The following is a 24,561-nucleotide window of genomic DNA, read 5'->3' as shown; positions in this document are numbered from 1 at the left end:
GTGGCAGCAGCAAAACCATTACCGGTTGCCCCAACCGGAGCAGATTACTTAAAAGCGGCGCTGAGTGCGCCGGTTTATGAAGCTGCGCAAGTAACGCCTCTTCAACAGATGGATAAAATATCTTCACGCTTGGGGAATACCATTTTAGTCAAGCGTGAAGATAGGCAGCCAGTACATAGCTTTAAGCTTCGTGGGGCTTACGCCATGATTGCAAATTTAACCGAAGAGCAAAAAAGCAAAGGTGTGGTGACAGCTTCTGCGGGGAACCACGCTCAAGGCGTTGCGTTATCAGCAAATCGTGTTGGTGTGAAAGCAAAAATAGTCATGCCAGTTGCGACAGCGGATATCAAAGTGGATGCAGTACGAAGCTTTGGTGGTGAAGCTATTTTACATGGCGCTAATTTTGATGAAGCGAAAGCGAAAGCCATTGCAATGGCCGCAGAGGATGGCTATACCTTTGTTCCACCTTTTGACCACCCTTCAGTGATTGCTGGGCAAGCTACGATAGCTCTCGAGCTATTGCAACAGGATGTGCATTTAGATCGAATTTTTATTCCTGTAGGTGGCGGTGGGTTAATTGCAGGCGTTGCTGTGATTATTAAGCAGTTAATGCCTGAAATTAAAATCATTGGTGTGGAGTCTGAAGATGCCGCTTGTTTAAAAGCCGCGTTAGAGGCTGGGCATCCTGTTGATTTACCACGTGTTGGCCTATTCGCAGAAGGGGTGGCAGTAAAGCGTATTGGAGATGAAACCTTCAGGTTGTGCCAGCAGTATGTTGACGATGTTATCACTGTTGATAGTGATTCCATTTGTGCTGCATTGAAAGATATTTTTGAAGATGTTCGCGCGATAGCAGAGCCTTCGGGCGCTTTAGCATTGGCCGGATTAAAAAAATACGTACAGCAGCATAACATTAAAGGTGAACGTTTAGCGCATATTTTGTCCGGTGCGAATATGAATTTCCATGGGCTGCGTTATGTTTCTGAACGCTGTGAAATTGGTGAACAACGAGAAGCTTTACTCGCAGTCACCATTCCTGAGCAAAAAGGCAGCTTCTTACGTTTTTGCCAGTTATTAGGCCATCGAGCCATTACGGAGTTTAATTATCGCTATACGGATGCGGACCCTGAACGCGCATGTATTTTTGTTGGGGTGCGTTTAAGTGGCCGTGATGGCGAGCGCTCGGAGATTATCCAAGAGCTTAGAAGTAACGGCTATGAAGTCGATGATTTATCAGATGATGAAATGGCAAAACTTCATGTGCGTTATATGATTGGTGGGCGTCCATCAAAGCCATTAGACGAAAGGTTATATAGCTTTGAATTTCCAGAGTCTCCAGGTGCATTGTTGAGATTCTTAGAAACCCTAGGGACTCATTGGAATATAACGTTATTTCATTACCGTAGCCATGGTACAGATTATGGACGTGTGCTGGCGGCATTTGAACTGGCTGGGCCAGAAGTGCGTTTTGATAGGCATCTTGATGCGCTAGGTTATGAATATCATGATGAAACAGGAAACCCCTCTTTCCGCTTTTTCTTAGCGCCACAAGATAACCAAAGAACCTTAGATTGAGTTGTCTGGGAGTAATTCCCAAAATGCTTTAATTAATGGTTCACTCAGGCGTTTGCTTAATAGGCAAACGCCGAGCTCAAAAGGTTCTACCATTGAAATATTATCGAGCTGTGAAATACGGCTGCGTACGGGTTCTGGGCTGTTATCAACAACCACACTGGGAATTAAGGCGATACCGCACCCCAAAGCGACCATTGATACAATAGCTTCATGGCCTGAGACCGTCGCATAAATGACAGGGTTATTGATATTATGGCGACGGAACCAGAGCTCGATACGTTTACGGGATGGGCCGTGCTCAGGCAGGATAAAAGGGACGGTAGACCAATCAGGTTCAGCCTCTGTTACCATGCTTCGTACTGCACAGGGTAGTGATGGGGCAATCAAAACGAGAGGGATTTCGCCGATTTTTGCAAAACGGACGTTATCGGGTAAGCGCTCGGGTTTCCCTGCAATACCAAGATCAGCCTCATGAGTTTCCACTTTTTCAACGGCATCAGCTGCGTCACCTGTCGTGAGTTTAATTTCAACTAGTGGATGTAGCGCACGGAATTTGTCTAAAACTTCGGGTAAATGACTATAAGCTGCCGTAACTGAGCAAAAAAGATGCAGTTCCCCACTAAGTGATGGGCTTTGCTGATTGAGAGCATGTTGTAGTTGTTGATATTGCAATAATGTTTGTTGGGCAAATTGTTTAAGGTGCTCCCCTGCTTGAGTCAATTTGACTGAGCGGTTATCTCGCACAAATAGCGGATGACCAAGCTGTTCTTCGAGGCGTTGTATTTGGCGAGACAATGTGGAAGGACTGACATGCATCGCTTTAGATGTGCGCCCGAAGTGGCAGCTTTGTGCTAAATGCAAAAAAAGCTTGAGATCACGAATGTCCATTTTGCCCTCTAATAACATAACTAATGACGTTGCAGATATTGCAACATTGTATTGTTAATATATCAATTTAAGCAATGCGAAACATCGCATATAGTAAATCCATAAACGCTCAAAATGAGCGACAGGCAAAATTGTTGCCTGACATAACGAACACAACAGAACAATGGAGTATGACAATGGCGAATTATTTTAACACATTGAATTTACGTGAGCAGTTAGCTCAATTAGGTAAGTGCCGTTTTATGCAGCGCGAAGAATTTGCGGATGAAGCGGGTTTCCTGAAAGGTAAAAAAATCGTCATCGTCGGTTGTGGGGCACAAGGTTTGAACCAAGGCCTGAATATGCGTGACTCAGGTTTAGATATTGCTTATGCATTACGTGATGAAGCAATTGCAGAGAAACGTGCTTCATGGCGTAAAGCGACAGAAAATGGCTTCAAAGTTGGCACTTATGAAGAATTGATCCCTACCGCTGATTTGGTTGTTAACTTAACGCCGGACAAACAGCATTCAGCCGTTGTTCGTGCTGTTCAGCCTATGATGAAACAAGGTGCAGCACTGGGTTATTCACATGGATTCAACATTGTTGAAGTTGGTGAAGAAATTCGTAAAGACATTACTGTTGTGATGGTAGCGCCAAAATGCCCAGGTACCGAAGTTCGTGAAGAATACAAGCGTGGTTTTGGTGTTCCAACTCTGATTGCAGTACACCCAGAGAATGACCCGAAAGGTGAGGGGATGGCGATTGCTAAAGCATGGGCGGCAGCGACTGGTGGCCACCGTGCCGGTGTTCTGGAGTCTTCGTTTGTTGCAGAGGTTAAGTCTGACCTGATGGGTGAGCAAACTATTCTGTGTGGTATGTTACAAGCAGGCGCATTACTGAGCTATGATAAAATGGTTGCTGACGGTGTTGAGCCAGGCTATGCAGGTAAATTAATTCAGTTTGGTTGGGAAACTATCACCGAAGCGCTGAAACAAGGTGGTATCACACTGATGATGGACCGTTTGTCTAACCCTGCAAAAGTTCGTGCTTATGCATTATCTGAGCAACTGAAAACTATCATGGCGCCATTGTTCCAAAAACATATGGATGACATCATTTCAGGCGAATTTTCTGCAACCATGATGGCAGACTGGGCAAATGATGATAAAAACTTGCTGACATGGCGTGAAGAGACAGGCAAAACGGCATTCGAAAATTACCCTGAATATGAAGGGAAAATTGCCGAACAAGAATACTTTGACCACGGTGTTTTGTTAGTTGCTATGGTTAAAGCGGGCGTTGAATTAGCGTTCGATACGATGTTAGAAGCGGGTATCTTAGAAGAATCAGCTTACTATGAGTCCCTGCATGAGTTACCACTGATTGCAAATACCATTGCTCGTAAGCGTTTATATGAAATGAACGTGGTTATTTCAGACACAGCAGAATACGGTAACTATCTGTTCTCATTTGCAGCTGTGCCAATGCTGAAAGAATTCATGACGAAATTACAAGCGGGTGATTTAGCGAAACCAGTTGCAGATAATGGCACTGATAACGCACAGTTACGTGATATCAACGAAGCTATCCGTAACCATCCTATCGAGAAAATCGGTAAGACGTTACGTGGTTATATGACGGATATGAAGAAGATTGCGGTCGGCTAACTCATTTTTCGTCACTCTTCGCGTGATAGGCGCGTTGGCTGCACTCGGTTACCCAAGTCACATACTTGTGTATTCTCTTTGGGATAACCTAATTTTTCGTCGCTCTTCGCGTGATAGGTGCGTTGGCTACACTCGGTTACCCAAGTCACATACTCGTGTATACTCCTTGGGATAGCCTCCTTTGCCGCCTTCCTCTAACGCGAATAGTTTAGAAAAATGTATTGGTGGTATAAAAGAAAAAGAACAAAACCACATCTTTCTGATGAATGATGTGGTTTTTTGTTTTTTATAAATAGAGAAGATCGTTGCTCAAGAGTTGGGTCGGTTTCTGCTACAATCTGTAGCGAATTCCTTTTTGAATAACTAAGTGATGTAGAAAACCATGCGATTAAACCCAAGCCAGCAGCAGGCAGTTGAATATGTAGAGGGTCCATGCCTTGTGTTAGCTGGGGCTGGGTCAGGTAAAACGCGTGTTATCACGAATAAAATTGCGCATTTAATTCGCCAATGCGGTTATCAGCCTCGACAAATTGCAGCGGTGACTTTCACCAATAAAGCGGCGCGGGAAATGAAAGAGCGCGTGGCTCAAACCTTGGGGAAAAAAGAAGCACGCGGTTTGATCATATCCACCTTCCATACATTAGGGTTGGAAATCATTAAGCGTGAATATAAAGCGCTGGGTATTAAAGCCAATTTTTCGCTATTTGACGACCAAGATCAGATGGCATTATTGAAAGAACTTACCTTTGATTTATTGGAAGAGGATAAAGACTTACTCAAACAATTGATCTCAGCGATCTCAAATTGGAAAAATGATCTTATCTCGCCACAACAAGTGATAGGCCAAGCACGGAGTGAGAAAGAGCATCACTTTGCGGAGTGTTATCGCCGCTATGAACTTCATCTGAAAAGTTGCAATGTGCTGGATTTTGACGATTTAATCAGCAAGCCTACCTTGTTGTTATACCAAAATGAAGAAGTTCGCGAGCGTTGGCAGCAAAAAATTCGTTACTTGCTGGTGGACGAGTACCAAGATACCAATACGAGTCAATATCAGTTGGTTAAATTGCTTGTGGGGCAGCGAGCAAGGTTTACGGTTGTGGGCGATGACGATCAGTCAATCTATTCATGGCGTGGAGCAAGGCCACAAAACTTGGTTTTATTGAATCAAGATTTCCCTAAATTAAATGTCATTAAGCTTGAGCAGAATTACCGCTCATCAGAACGAATTTTAAAAGCGGCGAATATTTTAATTGCCAATAATCCTCATGTATTTGAAAAAAAATTATTTTCTGAATTAGGGTATGGAGCGCCACTTAAAGTCCTGACCGCGAATAATGAAGATCATGAAGCTGAAAGAGTGATTGGGGAGCTTATCGCACATCACTTTATTAATAAGACGGAATATAAAGATTACGCCATTTTGTATCGTGGCAACCATCAATCACGTATTTTTGAAAAAATGTTGATGCAAAACCGTATTCCGTATCGGATTTCAGGGGGGACTTCATTTTTCTCTCGCCCTGAAATCAAAGACTTGTTAGCTTATTTGCGAGTGCTTACTAACCCCGAAGATGATAGTGCATTCTTGCGTATTGTTAATACTCCGCGTCGAGAAATTGGCCCTAAAACTATCCAAAAACTTGGGGAGTGGGCAAACCAGCGGGGTAAAAGTTTATATCAAGCCAGCTTTGATTTAGGGCTTGAACAAATCTTAAAAGGCAAAGGATTAGAAGCATTACAGCGTTTCACTCATTGGATGGACAGTATTGTACGAACGTCGGAGCGTGAGCCTTTAATTGCGGTGCGTGACTTACTGCGTGAAATGGATTATGAAAGCTGGCTATATGAAACGTCGACCAGTACTAAAGCTGCCGAAATGCGAATGAAAAACGTCAACCAACTATTCACATGGATGAGTGAAATGGTTGAAGGCGATGAGCTCAATGACCCAATGACATTGAGCCAAGTGGTTACACGTTTTACGCTGCGCGATATGATGGAGCGTGGTGAGGATGATGAAGAATCAGACCAAGTTCAGCTCATGACGTTACATGCCTCTAAAGGCCTTGAGTTTCCTTATGTTTTTTTGGTTGGCATGGAGGAAGGGCTGCTACCACATCAAAGTAGTATTGATGAAAACAATATTGATGAAGAACGCCGTTTAGCTTATGTAGGAATTACGCGGGCGCAAAGAGAGCTATTCTTTTCTCATTGTCGTGAGCGTCGCCAATATGGTGAGTTGATCCGTCCTGAATTAAGCCGTTTTCTCCTTGAATTGCCTCAAGATGATTTACAATGGGAGCAGCAGCGTAAAGTGGTTAGTGCGCAGGAACGTATGCAGAAGGGGCAATCAGCTTTAGCCGATATTAAAGCGCGTTTAGGGTTAAATAAAAAAAGTGAGTAACCGCAACTAATTGAATTTCCACACTAGAGTAGGTCTAGTGTGGAAAATATTATCAATTTGAACTATTACGTTCTTCCAACTCTAAAGCCCAATTTACATAGCCCTGCCATTGAACTTCTTGCTGTAAATTTTCCGCTCGTAGAGGGTGATCGGATAACCAACGATAAGGCAGCGTGATGGTTAGCCTTTGTGCATTCACATTAAGCCTTAGTGCTGGCAAGGTGTCATCACGTCTACGGCTCGCAAAAATAATGGCAAGGCGAAGTAAACGACATAAATTATATGCATGCTGCATAGGGAGCGCATTTTGTTGGCTTAATGGCGTTAAATCAACAGGGCCTTGCTGATTTATCAATAATGCAGCAAGTAACCGCTTTTGAGCTGGGGTAAAACCAGGTAAATCAAGGTGTGTTATGAGGTAGCTAGCGTGCTCGGGGCCTTTACGGAAATCAACACTCAAGCCAATTTCATGTAACGCGCATGCACTGGATAGTAAATCACGACAACGTGTATCTAAGCCCCAATCTTTCGCGACTTGTAAATAAAAATATTCTGCAAGTTGACGAACTCGGCTTGCTTGTTCGATATCGACTTGGAAGCGCCGCTGAATATTGCGAACGGTACGAGCGCGAATATCCTGCTCAATAGGAAGCTGTAGCATGCCATAGACAAGTCCTTCACGAAGTGCTCCGCCAGCGAGTGTCATGTTATCAATTTCTAATGCTTCAAAGATAGCGATCAAAATAGATAATCCGCTTGGAAAAACAAGAGCACGTTCGAAGGTTAGGCCATCAATTTCAAGCTCTTCAAGTTTTTGGCATTGAATGGCTTTACGCTTAAGCTGTTGTAATTTAGAAAGTGTGACCAGTTCATCCATGCCTTGGGCAATCATGATTTCCTGAATCGCTTGTACGGTGCCGGATGCACCAACACAAATCTTCCACCCATGTGTCTTAAGTGCATCTGCAATAGGGGCGATGACATTATGGGCAGCGGCTTGAGCTGCTGAGAAGTTTTCTTCTGTTAAACTTCTATCGCCAAAGTAGCGCTCAAGCCAAGTTACACAACCCATTTCAAGACTATAGAGTTGCTCCGCTTTTGCGCCTGTACCTGTAACGAGCTCAGTACTTCCTCCGCCAATATCAACTACTAAGCGTTGATCTGGCCCGCCAGTTGTATGTGCAACACCTTGATAAATTAAGCGAGCTTCTTCTTCTCCTTGAATAACTTTTACAGGGTTTCCTAAAATTTGGCTGGCTTTTTCGATGAAAATATCGGCATTTTTAGCTAAACGCAAAGTCGCAGTTGCGACAACACGAATTTGTGTATTCGGAATATCTTGTAAGTGTTCCGAAAACAGGCGTAAACATTGCCAGCCTCGCTCCATTGCTTGTTCAGAAAGCAGGTTGTTGTTGTCTAAACCTGCGGCAAGACGAACTTTGCGCTTAACCCTAGAGATTACCTGAATGCTACCAGCAGTTTCACGTACGACTAGCATATGAAAACTGTTTGAGCCTAAATCGATGGCGGCATAAAGAGAAGAAGATTTCAGCATATCGTTTTTACTCAGCCTGGACGTTTATGGTTGTTACGTGGGCCATTGTGGCGACGCTGCGAATTCGAATTACGACGTGGGCCTCCAGGACGTGGGCGATGGCGGCGTTTTGGCGCAGGTAAATCACTCAATAATGCATCACTGTTATATTTACTAACAGGGATTGAGTGTTGGATATACTCTTCAATAGCAGGCAGGTTAAGTGAATATTCTTCACACGCTAAGCTAATTGAGTTTCCACTTTCACCCGCACGACCCGTACGGCCAATACGGTGTACGTAATCTTCGCAGTCATCAGGTAAGTCGTAGTTAAATACATGAGTTACTGATGGAATATGTAAACCACGAGCTGCAACATCAGTTGCCACTAAAATATCTAAATGGCCTTGTGTGAATTGCTCTAATATACGCAGTCGTTTTTTCTGTGCGACATCGCCAGTTAATAAACCTACACGATGGCCATCGGCAGCTAAATGCGCCCAAATATCATCACAACGGTGTTTTGTATTGGCGAAAATAATACAACGCTCTGGCCACTCTTCTTCAAGAAGCGTTTGGAGCAGGCGCATTTTTTCTTCATTAGAAGGGTAAAATAGCTCTTCTTTGATACGGTGACCTGTTTTTTGCAAAGGTTCGACCTCAACATATTCAGGGTTGTTCATTTGTTCGAAGGCTAATTCTCTGACTCGGTAAGATAAAGTTGCAGAAAACAGCAAATTAAGCCTTTCTGCGGCACCTGGCATACGACGGAAAATCCAGCGGATATCTTTAATAAATCCAAGGTCATACATGCGGTCGGCTTCATCAAGTACCACAACCTGAATCGCACTTAGGTCGACATGGCCTTGTTTTGCGTAGTCGATTAAACGGCCAGTTGTACCAATGAGGATATCAACACCGTTTTGTAAAACCTTAAGTTGCTCATCATAGCCGTCACCACCGTATGCTAGCCCCATTTTCAGGCCAGTGTACTCAGCTAGCTCTTTAGCATCCGAATAAATTTGTACTGCGAGTTCGCGTGTCGGCGCCATGATTAGTGCACGAGGCTGGTTCGCTTTTTTACCCTCAATAGCTGGGTGAGTTAATAAATAATGAAATGTAGACGTTAAAAAAGCTAACGTTTTACCTGTACCTGTTTGCGCTTGACCCGCCACGTCTTTGCCTTCGACAGTAAAAGGCAAGGTGGACGCCTGTATAGGCGTGCAAAAATTGAAGCCTTTTTTATTCAGAGCTTCAATGACTTTAGGGTGCAATGCGAAGTCGGAAAACTTCTTTTCTGTCAAGTGTGCTTTACTCATAGTATGTTAGAATATCAGTTAACGGTTGGTTTACGAAAGTGTATCTTTTGAAATAAAGCATACTGCTGCCAATAATGTTACACTAAGTCTGCAAAAGATGATCCTTTGGAGTACAACATGAGCGATAAAATTATACATATAACTGATGCAAGTTTTGCAACTGAAGTTCTGAACGCAAGTTCACCTGTTCTCGTCGATTTTTGGGCAGCATGGTGTGGTCCTTGTAAAATGATCGCGCCTATTCTTGATGAAGTTGCTGAAGAATATACAGGCAAACTGACTATCGCAAAACTGAATATTGATGAAAACCCAGGTACCGCTCCAAAATATGGAATTCGTGGTATCCCGACCTTGCTTTTATTCAAAAATGGTGAAGTCGCAGCAACGAAAGTCGGTGCATTATCAAAAACGCAACTGAAAGAATTTTTAGACGAAAATCTGTAAGTTATCGTTATATGTAAGCTAAAACGTTTAGCGGTATATCTATTTTATCTAGAGAGCCGCTAGACGTCTTCACTTAAGCATGATAAGTTATCCTCATTCCTCGTATAGCACCCATATGAATTACCTTGTATTCCATTGCTCTTATCTTACATATATAGCTTGTTAGTTCAGTATTGTGATGATTGTTTCGTAATGATTGTTATTGATCAAAAACTGATGGCGTAATGATTTTAAATATGAAAATTGAAAGTTTAGACATTGAGTTATAGTCGTATTCAATATCTTTGATTTCAATGTATCTCTCATATGAATTAAAGATAGTGCATAAACGAACGTAATGAAATTCAATATTTTTATATCATAGGGATGTAAAAATGAAGTGGGAGAAGGTTGGCACTTAGCAGTTATGTGTTTTTTAATGCTAATCTGCCATTAAATTTGCGATATTGGGATGGATGTTGTCCTAAATGTACAAAAAACTATTGCTAATATTGCGTGTGTTTCTAATAATATGTCACACATCATCAAGATGAGATGCAGTCAGATGTTAGAGCAATCTTAGTAATGGCTAGCACAAGATTTTTTTGCATTGTTGTTTGCTTTTGGTAAAAATTAGTGAGCAACAGGGCAGTATAAAGTTAAACTGGCACTTAATAATAAGCTGCCGTCAATTTACGTTCATAGTTCGAGAATTACCCCGAGTTAAAGAACCCACCATTATGAATCTTACCGAATTAAAAAATACGCCAGTATCAGAATTGATTACGTTAGGCGAAAACATGGGGCTAGAGAACTTAGCCCGTATGAGAAAGCAGGATATTATTTTCTCTATCTTGAAGCAGCATGCGAAAAGTGGCGAAGATATTTTCGGCGATGGCGTACTGGAAATATTGCAGGATGGATTTGGTTTCCTCCGTTCAGCAGACAGTTCTTACCTCGCAGGTCCTGATGATATCTACGTTTCTCCTAGCCAAATCCGCCGTTTTAACCTACGCACAGGTGACACAATCTCAGGGAAAATTCGTCCACCTAAAGAAGGTGAACGTTACTTTGCTCTCCTGAAAGTCAATGAAGTTAACTACGACAAACCTGAAAATGCCCGCAGTAAAATTCTTTTCGAAAACTTAACCCCATTACATGCAAACCGTCGTCTGCGTATGGAACGTGGTAATGGTTCAACTGAGGATTTAACTGCACGTGTATTGGACCTTGCGGCTCCAATCGGTCGTGGTCAACGTGGTTTGATTGTTGCTCCACCGAAAGCGGGTAAAACAATGTTACTGCAAAATATTGCAGCAAATATTGCACACAATTACCCTGATTGCGTTCTGATGGTTCTGCTAATTGATGAGCGCCCAGAGGAAGTGACAGAAATGCAACGTTTGGTCAAAGGTGAAGTTATTGCTTCAACATTTGATGAGCCTGCTGCACGTCACGTTCAAGTTGCTGAAATGGTAATTGAAAAAGCAAAACGTCTAGTTGAACATAAAAAAGACGTTATCATTTTACTCGACTCTATTACGCGTCTAGCCCGTGCATATAACACCGTAGTACCTTCGTCTGGTAAAGTATTAACCGGTGGTGTGGATGCGAATGCATTACACCGTCCAAAACGTTTCTTCGGTGCTGCTCGTAATGTTGAAGAAGGTGGAAGCCTGACAATCATTGCAACGGCACTGGTTGATACCGGTTCGAAAATGGATGAAGTTATTTACGAGGAATTTAAAGGTACAGGTAACATGGAACTGCACCTTTCTCGTAAAATTGCAGAAAAACGTGTGTTCCCTGCAATAGACTACAATCGTTCAGGTACGCGTAAAGAAGAGTTACTTACATCGCAAGATGAATTACAAAAAATGTGGATCTTACGTAAGATTATTCATCCAATGGGCGAAATCGATGCGATGGAGTTCCTCATTAGTAAGTTAGCGATGACGAAAACCAACGAAGAGTTCTTTGACTTTATGAAAAGAGCCTAGCCGTTAAGGTTCGCTGTGTTTTATAAATAGGTGCCAGTTATGGTACCTATTTTTTTTGTTTTTATACACCGCGTTAGTTCATAAAAATTAAAACATATCATATTAAATCAGGCCTAATATTTTGCCGATTTAGTTTCAATAGATTAAGATGATGTTTTATTACTTTGTTTATAAATAACGTTAAATAAATAGGCGAAGTTTTTATTAAAAATTAATAATGCACTATAAAAATATCAGTAATATGATGTTAACATTATGAATCAAAAGAAAAATGTTATGTTTATATTTGTTTTGTGACTAGTGTTAAATTTATTTTCATCACTTTATTATTTAATCATCGAGTGCTTATTTAAGCACCAGTCGATTAACTCGATTCTAGAGTGTTGTTTTTATGGCATGCATATTGCAGCTATTCAGTATAAAATTACGGGATGTTTCGTTATTAAATCAAACACCCTAATAAAGTGTAAGAACTAATAATGTTGCAGGAATTTCTTTATGAATAAAGATTCGTCTTATAGCAGATTTCAGTACCAAGATGATAATGCATTGGCTCCTGCTTGTTTATCGGCATTTGCCAAAAAAAATTTAGTTTTGAAAGTTAAATATAAAGATTAAGAGAGTCGAACAGTGGACACCATACACTTTGTAACCAATCTCTTCTACGTTTTCTTGTTTTCATTAGTTTTTATTTTTCTGGCTCGAGTTGTTGCAATAAAAATCGGGTTGGTTGATAAGCCTAATTTCAGAAAGAAACATGTAGGATTAGTTCCCCTTGTTGGGGGAATTTCCGTTTTCTTTGGGATCTGTTTTGCATTTTATATTACAGGTGAATACATTCCTCATAAGTGGCTATATATCGCTTGTGCGGGGTTATTGGTCTTTATTGGCGCATTAGATGATAGGTTTGATATCAGTGTGAAATTAAGGGCTGGTATTCAAGCAGTCGTTGCCGTTGTTATGATGACAGCGGCAGGATTGAAACTTGAGTCACTCGGTCATGCCTTTGGACCATGGGAACTCGTACTTGGCCCATTCGGTTATATCGTTACCTTATTTGCAGTATGGGCAGCAATCAATGCTTTTAACATGGTTGATGGTATTGACGGGTTACTCGGTGGTTTATCTTCTGTTTCTTTTGGTGCTCTCGGCTTTTTGCTATATCAAAACGGTAACTATGCGTTAGCATTTTGGTGTTTTGCCTTTATTGCAGCTATTCTTCCTTATATTCTTTTAAATTTAGGCGTGTTAGGTCGCCGTTTTAAAGTCTTCATGGGGGATGCGGGAAGTACACTGATTGGGTTCACGATTATTTGGATCCTTGTGGCTTCGACGCAAGAGGAAGTCCATCCGATTAACCCAGTTACGGCTTTATGGATTATTGCGATCCCTCTAATGGACATGGTTGCCATTATGTATCGCCGTATTCGTAAAGGTATGAGCCCATTTTCACCTGATCGCCAGCACATTCATCATTTAATTATGCGTTCTGGTTTTACACCAAAAGGGGCATTTGTGCTGATTACATTATCAGCGGCTGCTTTAGCGTGTGTTGGTATTATTGGTGAGCACTTAACATTTGTACCTGAATGGGTAATGTTGGCATTATTTTTGCTTGTATTTATGATGTATGGTTACTGCATCAAACGAGCTTGGAAAGTCGCCCGTTTTATTAAGCGAGTGAGACGTAGAGCACGTAGAGGAGCAGTACGGTAACGACAAAACGAAAATAGAGGTTCTGTGCAGTGAATAACTCAGAAACACAACCGAGTCAGCATCAATCGCCAATAGAGCCGGAATTGGATATCCGTGGTTTATGTCGCTCATTGTGGCAAGGTAAAATTTGGATCGTTGCATTTGCCGTTATTTTTGCTGCAATTGCCTTGGGAGCGTCCTATTTTATGCAGCCTAAGTGGAGTGCGACAGCAATTACGGATTTACCAACCGTCAATAATCTGGGAAGTTATTATTCTCAGCAGCAGTTTCTGCGCAACCTCGATTCCCGTATTAATAATACGGGACAAGAAGGGCAATTACCGACAATTGCAAAAGAAGCTTATCAAGAATTCACAAAGCAGCTCGGCTCTTATGATACACGTCGTCAGTTTTGGCTAACTACGGATTACTATAAGCAGCGCTTAGAGAATGACCCTAAAGCAGATGCCGCATTATTGGATGAGCTCATTAACGATATTGAGTTTACGCCAGCAGATGAAGTCAAAAATTTAACCGATAGCATTAAATTAGTGGCGGAAACATCCGCAGATGCGAACCAGCTATTACGTCAATACACTCAGTTTGCTAACCAACGTGCCACAACTAATCTTAACGATGAAATTAAAGGTACTTGGGCAACGAAGATGCAATCCATGAAAGCATTGGTTAAACGCGAAGATATGGTGGCAAAGGCCGCTTACGAACGACGTTTAAACGCGCTGGAGCAAGCACTAAAAGTTGCTGAAAAACAAGGTATTGTACGTAATCAAAGCGCAACACCTGTGGATGAAATTCCAGATTCTAAAATGTTTATGTTAGGTGCCCCTTTATTACAAGCACAGATTGAAACATTGAAAGCAACCGGGCCCGATCACGATAGTGATTACGACCAAAATATTGCCATGTTATCAACATTGAGCGTGGGGCCCACCCTCCAAGATAATTTTCAAGCATATCGCTATTTACGAACTCCAGAAGAGCCTGTTAAACGCGATAGTCCTCGTCGAGCCTTTATGATGGTTCTGTGGGGAGCCATAGGGATGTTAGTAGGTGCCGGAGTGGTACTTGCTCGCCGCCGCCCATCTTGATTTTGGGATAAGCCACTGGTGAATTCATCAGTGGCATATAAAGTTATTAAGATTACAAAAGCAGCTCACTGCGAAAGATAAATATAAGAGAGTCACTGTGAAAGTATTGACTGTATTCGGCACACGACCTGAAGCCATTAAAATGGCACCACTGGTTCATGCATTGGCTGGGGATGCAGACTTTGAAGCCAAAGTCTGTGTTACAGCGCAGCATCGTGAAATGCTAGATCAAGTACTGAAACTGTTTGAGATCACGCCAGATTACGATCTCAATATTATGAAACCAGGGCAAGATTTAACGGATATCACTTGTCGTATTCTAGAAGGGTTGAAAAGCGTTTTTGCTGATTTTCAACCGGATGTTGTTCTCGTTCATGGCGATACAGCGACAACGATGGCAACTAGCCTTGCGGCATTTTACCATCGTATACCCGTTGGGCACGTTGAAGCTGGGTTACGTACCGGAGACCTGTATTCTCCATGGCCTGAGGAAGCAAATCGTAAAATTGCAGGGCATTTAGCGATGTACCACTTTGCCCCAACCGAAAATTCACGCCAAAATTTGTTAAAAGAATCAATCCCTGACAGCCATATTTTTGTCACCGGTAATAGTGTGATTGATGCGTTATTGTGGGTACGTGATAAAGTCATGAGCGACCAGTATATGATGGAAAAACTGGCCGCAAATTATCCGTTTATCGACCCAAATAAAAAAATGATTTTAGTCACAGGTCACCGTCGTGAAAGTTTCGGTGGTGGCTTTGAACGTATTTGTCATGCTTTGGCAGAAATTGCACAAGCGCATCCAGACGTGCAAGTTGTCTACCCTGTTCACTTAAATCCAAATGTGAGTGAACCTGTTAAGCGTATATTGCATGATATTGATAATATTATTTTAATTAGCCCTCAAGACTACCTACCGTTTGTTTATTTGATGAACCATGCTTATTTGATTCTAACAGACTCAGGTGGTATTCAAGAGGAAGCGCCTTCTCTCGGTAAACCTGTTTTGGTGATGAGAGATACCACAGAACGACCTGAAGCTGTTGATGCAGGTACTGTTCGTCTTGTGGGAACAGATACACAAAAAATTGTGAAAGAAGTTAATCGGTTACTGACAGATGACGCGGAATATCACGAAATGAGCCGCGCACATAACCCATATGGGGATGGTCATGCTTGTCAGCGTATTCTTGCAGCATTGAAAAGTAATCAGGTGAAATTATGAGTTTTGAAACTATTTCTGTTATTGGCCTTGGTTATATCGGTTTACCAACAGCAGCCGCCTTTGCATCACGTAAAAAACAAGTGGTTGGTGTCGATGTGAACCAACATGCCGTTGATACTATTAATCAGGGAAAAATCCACATTGTGGAGCCAGAACTGGATATCGTGGTCAAAAAAGCGGTTGAAGAAGGCCACCTGAAAGCCTTTACTAAGCCACAACCTGCGGATGCTTATCTGATTGCTGTGCCTACGCCATTTAAAGGCGAGCACGAACCTGATCTCGCCTATGTGCGTGCAGCCGCAGAATCCGTTGCTCCCGTGCTGAAGAAAGGCGATTTAGTCATTCTTGAGTCGACATCGCCAGTAGGTACAACAGAGCAAATGGCCGAATGGATGGCCGCAGCTCGTCCTGATTTAACTTTCCCTCATCAAGCTGGCGAAGATGCAGATATCGATGTGGCATACTGCCCTGAGCGTGTGTTACCGGGCCAAGTGATGGTCGAATTAATTAAAAATGACCGTGTTGTTGGTGGTATGACGCCAAAATCCTCTTTGCGCGCAAGTGAGCTATACAATATTTTCCTTGAAGGTGAGTGTGTAATTACTAACTCAAGAACCGCGGAAATGTGTAAGTTAACGGAAAATAGCTTCCGTGATGTGAATATTGCTTTTGCGAATGAATTATCATTAATTTGTGCTGAGCAAGACATCAATGTGTGGGAATTAATCAGCCTCGCGAACCGCCATCCACGTGTTAACATTTTGCAGCCAGGTCCGGGTGTTGGTGGGCACTGCATCGCGGTTGACCCATGGTTTATCGTCGCACAAAATCCAAAACAATCACGCCTTATTCATACCGCTCGTTTAGTCAATGATGGCAAACCAATTTGGGTTGTTGATCAAGTAAAAGCGGCTGTAGCCGATTGCTTAGTGGAAACGGGTAAAAAAGCCAGTGAAGTGACAATCGCCTGTTTTGGCCTGTCATTTAAACCCAATATTGATGATTTACGTGAAAGCCCAGCGATGCACATCACCAAAATGGTGGCGAACTGGAACCCAGGTAAAACGTATGCAGTTGAGCCACACATTCACGAATTACCAACCTCTTTAAAAGGTATTTCTGAGCTAGTTTCGATTGAAAAAGCCGTTAATGAAGCGGATGTGATCTTAATGTTAGTTGACCACAATATGTTCAAAGGCATCCAAGGTTCTGCAATCCCACAAAAATGGGTTGTGGATACAAAAGGAGTATGGCGTTGAAACGCATTTTAATCACTGGAGGCGCCGGGTTTATCGGCTCTGCTGTTGTTCGTCATATTATTGAAAATACTGACGACAGCGCAGTGGTTCTGGATTGTTTAACCTATGCAGGTAACTTAGAGTCCCTCGCAACGGTTGCGAGCAACCCGCGCTATGCTTTTGAGCAGGTGAATATTTGTGATAGAGCTGCATTAGATGCCGTTTTTGAAAAATATCAACCCGATGCAGTGATGCATTTAGCGGCAGAAAGCCATGTTGACCGCTCTATCGATGGTCCAGCGGCATTTATCGAAACGAACATTGTGGGCACTTACACACTGTTAGAGGCGGCACGCCATTACTGGTCCGCATTGAATGATGAGAAAAAAGCAGCTTTCCGTTTTCATCATATCTCAACAGATGAAGTATATGGTGACTTAGAAGGACCTGATGGTTTCTTTACAGAAACAACGTCTTATGCACCAAGTAGCCCATATTCAGCATCGAAAGCATCGAGTGATCATTTAGTTCGTGCTTGGCAAAGAACTTATGGCCTGCCAACGATGATCACTAATTGTTCAAATAACTACGGGCCGTATCATTTTCCAGAGAAATTGATCCCATTAATTATTTTGAACGCCTTAGCGGGTAAGCCTCTGCCTGTTTATGGTAAAGGTGAGCAAATTCGTGACTGGTTGTTTGTTGAAGACCATGCACGAGCACTACATTTAGTTGCTACAACCGCGCAACCTGGCACCACCTATAATATCGGTGGCCATAATGAGCGCCGTAATATTGACGTTGTAGAAACGATTTGTGAACTGCTTGAAGAGCTACGTTCGCAAAAGCCTGAAGGTGTGGCGCACTACCGTGACTTAATCACGTATGTGAAAGACCGGCCGGGCCACGATATGCGTTATGCGATTGATGCTGCGAAAATTGAGCGCGAATTGGGGTGGACGCCACAAGAAACCTTCGAATCAGGTATTCGCAAAACGGTGCAGTGGTATTTGAACAATGAAACGTGGTGGCGTCGCGTACAAGACGGTTCCTATGCGGGTGAACGTTTAGGTCTAGGAAATTAGGTGACAGTATGAAAGGTATTATATTAGCTGGAGGGTCGGGAACGCGTTTGCATCCTATTACTCGCGGTATTTCTAAACAGTTATTGCCTATCTACGATAAGCCGATGATTTACTACCCGCTTTCAGTTTTGATGTTAGCGGGAGTTCGTGAGATTTTAATTATCTCTACCCCTGACGACTTGCCGATGTTTAAACGTTTATTAGGGGATGGCCATGAGTTTGGGATTGAGCTGAGCTATGCGGAACAGCCATCACCAGACGGCCTTGCGCAAGCGTTTATCATTGGTGAAGAGTTCATTAATGGTGATTCATGCTGTTTAGTATTGGGCGACAATATCTTTTTCGGCCATTCATTTAGCCCAAAATTGAAATCTGTCGCTGAGCGCACAAAAGGCGCAACCGTTTTTGGTTACCAAGTGATGGACCCTGAGCGCTTTGGTGTTGTGGAATTTGACGATAATTTTAAAGTACTGTCTATTGAAGAAAAACCGCTTAAACCTAAATCCAATTGGGCGGTGACAGGGTTGTATTTCTATGATTCACAAGTGGTTGAATTTGCAAAACAAGTTAAACCTTCTGAACGCGGTGAATTAGAAATTACGTCAATTAACCAAATGTATTTAGAACGTGGTGAATTAAACGTTGAATTGCTCGGTCGTGGCTTTGCTTGGTTGGATACAGGCACTCACGATAGCCTCATTGAGGCGGGTACTTTTGTACAAACCGTTGAAAAACGCCAAGGCTTCAAAGTGGCTTGTTTAGAAGAAATAGCATGGCGTAATGGCTGGTTGACAGACGAACAAGTCGCTTTTTCAGCGCAACAGCTGAAAAAAACAGGTTATGGGCAATATTTAGAGGATTTATTACGTGTCCGTCCGCGCCAGTATTGAGAGCTTGCCATGGGAGAGCGAATTTTTTCATCGCTCAACAGCAAAGTTGAATTTTACAGGGGATAACCTCGAAACTCTCCTTGCTTATCAAATGGATGAATACGATATCGTGCAAGCAAAAGTCGCAGCGTCTGAAACGCAGCTGATTGATGATTTAGCTGGTATGGGGTTTTCATTTGTTGAAGGTGAAATCGATTTCGCTCTTACTATTGGCACAGAAAATGCTTATTTAAAGGCTGGTTTAACAGCGGAAGACCACGTTATTGTTGCACAAGTGGATGATATCCCTACGTTGCGGCAAGCCGCTGAGTCTGTCTTTAGCAAAAGCCGCTTTAGAGCACCTTGGTACCGTGATGGTGATAGCGGGCAGTTTTATGCGTTGTGGATAGAAAAATCAGTTCTGGGTACGTTTGACCACACTTGTTTACTGGTTAAAGATGCGTCTGGTGCGGTATTGGGCTTCGTGAGTTTGCGGCACCTTGATGCAGAAACGGCACGGGTTGGCCTACTAGCGAAAATGCCAGAAGCGAAAGGGCAAGGTGTGGGGCGTAAATTGATGTCAGCAGCATTTAATTGGTGTGTGGAACACCAAAAAAGACAGTTAAATGTGGCCACGCAAATCAGTAATGTTGCGGCATTAAATCTTTATTCACGTAGCGGTGCAGCAATTGCCAGTACCGCCTATTGGTTATACAGGGGACAACATGATTCCATTTAATAAACCACCCGTTGTAGGTACTGAATTAGAGTATATGAGACAAGCCATGGAAAGTGGCAAATTGTGTGGTGACGGTGGCTTCACGAAACGTTGTGAAGAATGGATGGAAAAACGATTTAATTGCCCAAAAGTGCAGTTAACGCCATCTTGTACGGCCTCATTAGAAATGGCAGCGATCCTGATTGATACTAAGCCAGGTGATGAAATTATCATGCCAAGCTTTACTTTTGTATCGACCTCTAACGCATTCGTATTACGTGGCGCTAAAATCGTGTTTGTTGATATCCGTCCGGATACCATGAATATCGATGAAACTAAAATTGAAGCTGCAATCACTGAGCGTACACGTGCCATCGTTCCTGTCCACTATGCAGGTGTTGCTTGCGAAATGGACACCATCATGGCTATCGCAAAAAAACACAATTTATTCGTGATTGAAGATGCGGCACAAGGTGTGATGTCGACGTATAAAGGCAAAGCACTGGGGACTATCGGCCACATTGGCTGCTATAGCTTCCATGAAACTAAAAACTACTCTTCAGGCGGTGAAGGTGGAGCTACGCTTATCAATGATAAAGACCTGATTAGCCGTGCCGAAGTGATCCGTGAAAAAGGGACAAACCGTAGCCAATTTTTCCGTGGTCAAGTCGATAAATACACGTGGCGTGATATCGGCTCAAGCTACTTGTTGTCTGATTTGCAAGCGGCTTACTTATGGGCGCAGTTAGAAGAAGCGGACAAAATTAATGACCGCCGTTTACTACTATGGAAACGTTATGATGAAGCGTTGCAGCCGCTGGTTGATGCAGGGCGTTTAGTCCTAGCAACTGTGCCGGAAGGCTTAAAACATAATGCTCATATGTTCTATATCAAACTCAAAGATATTGAAGAGCGTACTGAATTCAACGATTACATGAAATCTCATGGTATTTTGACGGTATTCCACTACGTTGCATTGCACACGAGCCCTGCAGGTATTGAGTTTGGCCGTTTCCATGGTGAAGATAAATACACTACATCAGAAAGTGACCGCCTAGTGCGTTTACCGATGTTCTACAACATGACTGATGACGAGCAGCAGACAGTCATTGAGCGAATCAAAGCGTTCTTTGCCTAATGTCTCTCGCTAAAGCATCGGTTTGGACTGCTGGGTCTACCCTGATTAAAATCGGGGTGGGCCTGTTAATTGTTAAATTATTTGCAGTCTCATTTGGCCCCAGCGGTGTGGGGCTGGCGGGTAACTTCCGCCAATTGATTACTGTACTAGGGGTATTATCAGGTGCAGGAATTTTCAATGGCGTCACAAAATATGTAGCAGAGCACCACCAAGACTCACAAAAATTACGTGCAGTACTGGGAACTTCATCGACGATTATTCTTGGGTTTTCAGCGCTACTTGCGCTTATCTTTTTGCTTTGCAGTGCGCCAATCAGCATGGCGTTATTTGATAGCGAAAAATACAGTTCGGTTATTCAAATTGTTGCCTTAATTCAAATGGGTATCGCGTATGCGAACTATTTTCTGGCTATTTTGAAGGGTTACCGAGACGCATCAGCAAACGCATTAGCCATTATTTTTGGTAGTGTAATTGGTGTAATAGCTTATTATTTATGCTATCTAGTTGGCGGGTATGAAGGTGCATTAGCAGGGTTAGCATTAGTCCCTGCGCTAGTAGTACTGCCTGCGGCTGGGATGATAATTAAGCGCAAGCAATTTGCGTTATCGTCATTGAAGCCAGCATGGGACAAAGCGATTGCGACTAATTTAGGCAAATTTACGGTCATGGCGATGCTAACCGCAGTCACACTGCCAGTCGCTTATATCATGATGCGAAATCTGCTCGCCCAAACCTATAGTTGGGATGAAGTGGGGTTATGGACCGGTGTGACCACCATTTCAGATGCCTATTTGCAGTTTATTACCGCGACATTTTCAGTGTATTTATTGCCGACGCTATCGCGTTTGCAGCATAAAAATGAAATTTCCGCAGAGATTGTTAAGGCATTGAAATTTGTTTTACCTGCCGTTGCCGTTGTGAGTTTTACGGTTTGGTTACTACGTGATTTTGCGATTTGGTTGCTGTTCTCAAAAGAATTTACCGGAATGAGAGACCTGTTTGCATGGCAGCTAGTCGGTGATGTATTGAAAGTGGGGGCGTACGTATTTGGCTATTTAGTCATTGCCAAAGCCGCATTCCGTTTTTATGTCCTCACTGAAGTTAGTCAGTTTATATTATTAACGGGCTTTGCGCATTGGCTTATCCCTGAACATGGTGCAGTAGGCGCAACTCAGGCTTATATGGCCACTTATATTGTCTATTTTACTTTATGTTGTTGCGTATTTTTGATTTACCGTAGGCGAGCATGACAACCTTAATACATGTACTGGGATCGAATCTCCCACACCACAACCAGACGGTACTGACGTTTTTTAATGACGTCATTTGCCAAGAAATGGCTCCGTCATCAAAGCCGCATTTTATGGTGGTAAGCGATGATGCGCAGCTTGTTGACGCTTATCCTCAGCTAAAAATAGATGTTTTTGCGAATAAACAGGCCATTGCTAATAGTGTTATACAGCGTGCCAAGGCAGACCGCCGTACTCGCTTTTTCTTTCATGGGCAATTTAACGCCCCTATTTGGCTAGCGCTATTATTTGGGCAAATTAAATCCCACCAGTTTTGGTGGCATATATGGGGAGCTGACCTCTATGAAGAGTCTAGCGTTCTAAAATTTAAGTTATTCTATATTTTGCGTCGTTTAGCGCAGAAAAAAGTAGGGCATGTGTGTGCAACACGTGGGGATTTGTGCTATTTCCACCAGTCGAACCCTAAAGTGCCTGCGTCAGTGTTGTATTTCCCAACACGAATGGACCCTGCATTGACAATAAGCGAGCCTAAGGTACGTGAAGGCTCTCAATTGACTATTTTACTGGGTAACTCAGGTGACCGTTCTAATCGCCATGTAGAGGCTCTGGGTGCGATTAAACAGCAATTTGGTGATGAGGTTAAGGTTATTGTCCCTATGGGCTATCCTGCCAATAACCAAAGTTATATCCAACAAGTTGAACAGGCTGCGAGTAGTGAGTTTACCTCAGGGCAAGTGGAAATCCTGAAAGAGCGCATGGAATTTAGCGAGTACCTTAATTTGCTCAAAACCTGTGACCTTGGCTATTTTATTTTTAATCGCCAGCAAGGTGTTGGCACCGTTTGTTTGCTAATCCAATTTGGCATTCCATTTGTAATTAGCCGTCAAAATACCTTTTGGCAGGATTTAACTGCTCAAAATGTCCCAGTCTTTTTCTATGGTGACAACCTGACGACACCGCTAGTGGATGAAGCTCAGCGCCAAATGAGCCTATTAGATAAACACCATATTGAATTTTTTGCTCCCAACTTTATTGAGGGCTGGAAAGCCGTTCTCAGTGCCGTGGAGGAGCGAGCATGACGCTGACGGAATTGGGCGGCTTAGCACTGGTCTACCTGATATCAATTATTTTTATTGGTACTTTGTTATACAAAGAGTTTTTACGGGCTCGGTTTAACTTCAATATTTTCTTTTCCATGCTGTATTTATTGACGTTTTACTTTGGTTTCCCATTAACCTGCGCGTTAGTTTTTCAATTTGATGTTGCCGTTGTGAAGGCTGATTATTTACTTTATGCTCAACTAGCAGCGACTAGTTTTTATGCGATTTATTATGTTGCCTATAAAACTCGACTTTCTAGGCAACCAGACACACCACGGCGTGCGTTGTTTAGCATGAACAAAGTGGAAACGAATCTAACCTGTCTGTTATTGATACTGGTTGCAGTCGTGACAGTAGGTATCTTTTTCATGCAGAACGGTTTTTTGCTATTTAAGCTAAAATCCTATAGCCAAATTTTCTCCAGCCAGGTTTCTGGCGTGGCATTAAAACGCTTTTTCTATTTCTTCATACCGGCAATGTTGATTGTTTATTTCTTGCGACCAACACAGAAACGCTGGATTTTCTTCCTTGTTAGTACCGTCGCATTTGGTTTCTTGACCTATGTTATTGTCGGAGGAACGAGAGCGAACATCATCATTGCTTTCGCACTCTTCTTATTTATTGGGATTGTCAGAGGTTGGATTACGCTGTGGATGCTAGCCGCGGCTGGGGTCGCCAGTATTGTAGGGATGTTCTGGTTAGCCTTAAAACGCTATGGCTTAGATGTCAGTGGTGCTGAAGCATATTACACTTTCTTGTATTTAACGCGGGATACATTCTCCCCGTGGGAAAACTTAGCATTACTACTAAGCCATTATGATGAGATGGATTTTCAAGGTCTAGCTCCGATTATCCGTGACTTTTATGTTTTCATTCCTTCTTGGGTTTGGCCTGAACGCCCAGACACGGTATTGAACTCTGCCAATTATTTTACGTGGGAAGTGCTGAACAACCATTCTGGGCTGGCAATTTCTCCAACACTGATTGGTTCATTGGTGGTGATGGGCGGGGTGATTTTTATACCCCTCGGAGCTATAGTTGTGGGGCTTATCATCAAATGGTTTGATTGGATCTATGGCATGAGCCTGAAAGAACCAAATCGCTATAAGGCAGCCATTATGCAGGCATTTTGTTTTGGCGCCATTTTCAACATTATTGTTTTGGCTCGTGAAGGCGTGGATTCTTTCGTCTCACGGGTGGTTTTCTTCTGCTTAATATTCGGACTGTGTCTGGTGTTAGCAAAATTACTGTATTGGTTATTTGAAAGTGCAGGGCTTATTCGCACAAAAACAGCTTCTTTTTTAAGAAGCCAACAGCGTGAAAGCCGCTAAAGGAG

At 42.7% G+C, this 24,561-nt stretch carries 20 protein-coding genes; 16 read left to right on the top strand and 4 right to left on the bottom strand.

The window, feature by feature from the left end; all coding sequences use genetic code 11:
- Positions 1-1,575: a threonine ammonia-lyase, biosynthetic gene (gene ilvA / locus PSE72_RS16215; protein WP_004907259.1), complete on the top strand. Its 1,575-nt coding sequence runs from the start codon at positions 1-3 to the stop codon at positions 1,573-1,575.
- Here ilvA and ilvY read toward each other — a convergent pair.
- Positions 1,567-2,463: an HTH-type transcriptional activator IlvY gene (gene ilvY, locus PSE72_RS16210; protein ID WP_004906122.1), complete on the bottom strand. Its 897-nt coding sequence runs from the start codon at positions 2,461-2,463 to the stop codon at positions 1,567-1,569. The genes ilvA and ilvY overlap by 9 nt on opposite strands.
- Positions 2,464-2,639: 176 nt before the next feature.
- Between ilvY and ilvC the strand changes: the two genes are divergently transcribed.
- Positions 2,640-4,112, top strand: a complete 1,473-nt coding sequence (ilvC, locus tag PSE72_RS16205) for a ketol-acid reductoisomerase (RefSeq protein ID WP_004907263.1) — start codon at positions 2,640-2,642, stop codon at positions 4,110-4,112.
- A gap of 11 nt (positions 4,113-4,123) precedes the next feature.
- Here ilvC and PSE72_RS16200 read toward each other — a convergent pair whose 3' ends face one another.
- Positions 4,124-4,261: a hypothetical protein gene (locus PSE72_RS16200; protein ID WP_155242194.1), complete on the bottom strand. Its 138-nt coding sequence runs from the start codon at positions 4,259-4,261 to the stop codon at positions 4,124-4,126.
- Between the two features lie 233 nt (positions 4,262-4,494).
- Between PSE72_RS16200 and rep the strand changes: the two genes are divergently transcribed.
- Positions 4,495-6,519, top strand: a complete 2,025-nt coding sequence (gene rep / locus PSE72_RS16195; protein WP_109912167.1) for a DNA helicase Rep — start codon at positions 4,495-4,497, stop codon at positions 6,517-6,519.
- Positions 6,520-6,571: 52 nt separating this feature from the next.
- Here rep and gppA read toward each other — a convergent pair whose 3' ends face one another.
- A complete protein-coding gene (gene gppA / locus PSE72_RS16190) occupies positions 6,572-8,074 on the bottom strand; it encodes a guanosine-5'-triphosphate,3'-diphosphate diphosphatase (protein ID WP_115168130.1) in 1,503 nt (500 codons plus the stop codon).
- Positions 8,075-8,085: 11 nt separating this feature from the next.
- Positions 8,086-9,372, bottom strand: a complete 1,287-nt coding sequence (gene rhlB, locus PSE72_RS16185) for an ATP-dependent RNA helicase RhlB (RefSeq protein ID WP_004907274.1) — start codon at positions 9,370-9,372, stop codon at positions 8,086-8,088.
- A gap of 117 nt (positions 9,373-9,489) precedes the next feature.
- On the opposite strand from rhlB, the gene trxA reads away from it, so the two are divergent.
- The 13 genes from trxA to wzyE all read left to right on the top strand — a co-directional run bounded on the left by trxA (position 9,490) and on the right by wzyE (position 24,556).
- Positions 9,490-9,816, top strand: coding sequence for a thioredoxin TrxA (gene trxA / locus PSE72_RS16180; protein ID WP_004907277.1), 327 nt, complete (start codon positions 9,490-9,492; stop codon positions 9,814-9,816).
- A gap of 719 nt (positions 9,817-10,535) precedes the next feature.
- Complete coding sequence (rho, locus tag PSE72_RS16175; RefSeq protein ID WP_004906109.1) at positions 10,536-11,795, top strand: transcription termination factor Rho; 1,260 nt, start codon at positions 10,536-10,538, stop codon at positions 11,793-11,795.
- A gap of 630 nt (positions 11,796-12,425) precedes the next feature.
- The gene (wecA, locus tag PSE72_RS16170; RefSeq protein ID WP_004907283.1) at positions 12,426-13,511 is read left to right on the top strand and encodes a UDP-N-acetylglucosamine--undecaprenyl-phosphate N-acetylglucosaminephosphotransferase; all 1,086 of its coding nucleotides are present in this window, start codon (positions 12,426-12,428) and stop codon (positions 13,509-13,511) included.
- Between the two features lie 29 nt (positions 13,512-13,540).
- A complete protein-coding gene (wzzE, locus tag PSE72_RS16165) occupies positions 13,541-14,599 on the top strand; it encodes an ECA polysaccharide chain length modulation protein (RefSeq protein WP_004907286.1) in 1,059 nt (352 codons plus the stop codon).
- Between the two features lie 97 nt (positions 14,600-14,696).
- The gene (gene wecB, locus PSE72_RS16160) at positions 14,697-15,827 is read left to right on the top strand and encodes a non-hydrolyzing UDP-N-acetylglucosamine 2-epimerase (protein ID WP_004907290.1); all 1,131 of its coding nucleotides are present in this window, start codon (positions 14,697-14,699) and stop codon (positions 15,825-15,827) included.
- Positions 15,824-17,086: a UDP-N-acetyl-D-mannosamine dehydrogenase gene (gene wecC / locus PSE72_RS16155; protein ID WP_004907293.1), complete on the top strand. Its 1,263-nt coding sequence runs from the start codon at positions 15,824-15,826 to the stop codon at positions 17,084-17,086. Before wecB ends, wecC begins: the two co-directional genes overlap by 4 nt.
- Positions 17,077-18,150 carry a dTDP-glucose 4,6-dehydratase gene (gene rffG, locus PSE72_RS16150; RefSeq protein ID WP_217007832.1) on the top strand — a complete coding sequence of 358 codons (1,074 nt, stop codon included), beginning with the start codon at positions 17,077-17,079 and terminating at the stop codon, positions 18,148-18,150. The genes wecC and rffG overlap by 10 nt, the downstream gene beginning before the upstream one ends.
- 8 nt (positions 18,151-18,158) lie before the next feature.
- Complete coding sequence (gene rfbA, locus PSE72_RS16145) at positions 18,159-19,040, top strand: glucose-1-phosphate thymidylyltransferase RfbA (protein WP_110731575.1); 882 nt, start codon at positions 18,159-18,161, stop codon at positions 19,038-19,040.
- Positions 19,018-19,758 (top strand): dTDP-4-amino-4,6-dideoxy-D-galactose acyltransferase, encoded by a 741-nt coding sequence (rffC, locus tag PSE72_RS16140; RefSeq protein ID WP_004907304.1) that lies wholly within the window; start codon positions 19,018-19,020, stop codon positions 19,756-19,758. Before rfbA ends, rffC begins: the two co-directional genes overlap by 23 nt.
- Complete coding sequence (gene rffA, locus PSE72_RS16135) at positions 19,745-20,875, top strand: dTDP-4-amino-4,6-dideoxygalactose transaminase (RefSeq protein ID WP_004907307.1); 1,131 nt, start codon at positions 19,745-19,747, stop codon at positions 20,873-20,875. The genes rffC and rffA overlap by 14 nt, the downstream gene beginning before the upstream one ends.
- A complete protein-coding gene (gene wzxE, locus PSE72_RS16130) occupies positions 20,875-22,125 on the top strand; it encodes a lipid III flippase WzxE (RefSeq protein WP_272691009.1) in 1,251 nt (416 codons plus the stop codon). Before rffA ends, wzxE begins: the two co-directional genes overlap by 1 nt.
- On the top strand, positions 22,122-23,204 hold the full coding sequence (locus PSE72_RS16125) for a TDP-N-acetylfucosamine:lipid II N-acetylfucosaminyltransferase (protein WP_198641747.1): 1,083 nt from the start codon (positions 22,122-22,124) through the stop codon (positions 23,202-23,204). The genes wzxE and PSE72_RS16125 overlap by 4 nt, the downstream gene beginning before the upstream one ends.
- Entirely contained in the window at positions 23,201-24,556 is a 1,356-nt protein-coding gene (wzyE, locus tag PSE72_RS16120) for an ECA oligosaccharide polymerase (RefSeq protein WP_198641746.1), read from the top strand. The genes PSE72_RS16125 and wzyE overlap by 4 nt, the downstream gene beginning before the upstream one ends.
- Positions 24,557-24,561 lie beyond the last annotated feature (5 nt).

This window comes from Providencia sp. PROV116 (genome assembly GCF_028482485.1).
GTDB lineage: Bacteria > Pseudomonadota > Gammaproteobacteria > Enterobacterales > Enterobacteriaceae > Providencia > Providencia rettgeri.
Note: the sequence above shows the minus strand (reverse complement) of the source record. Positions and strands in the feature narration are given on the sequence as shown.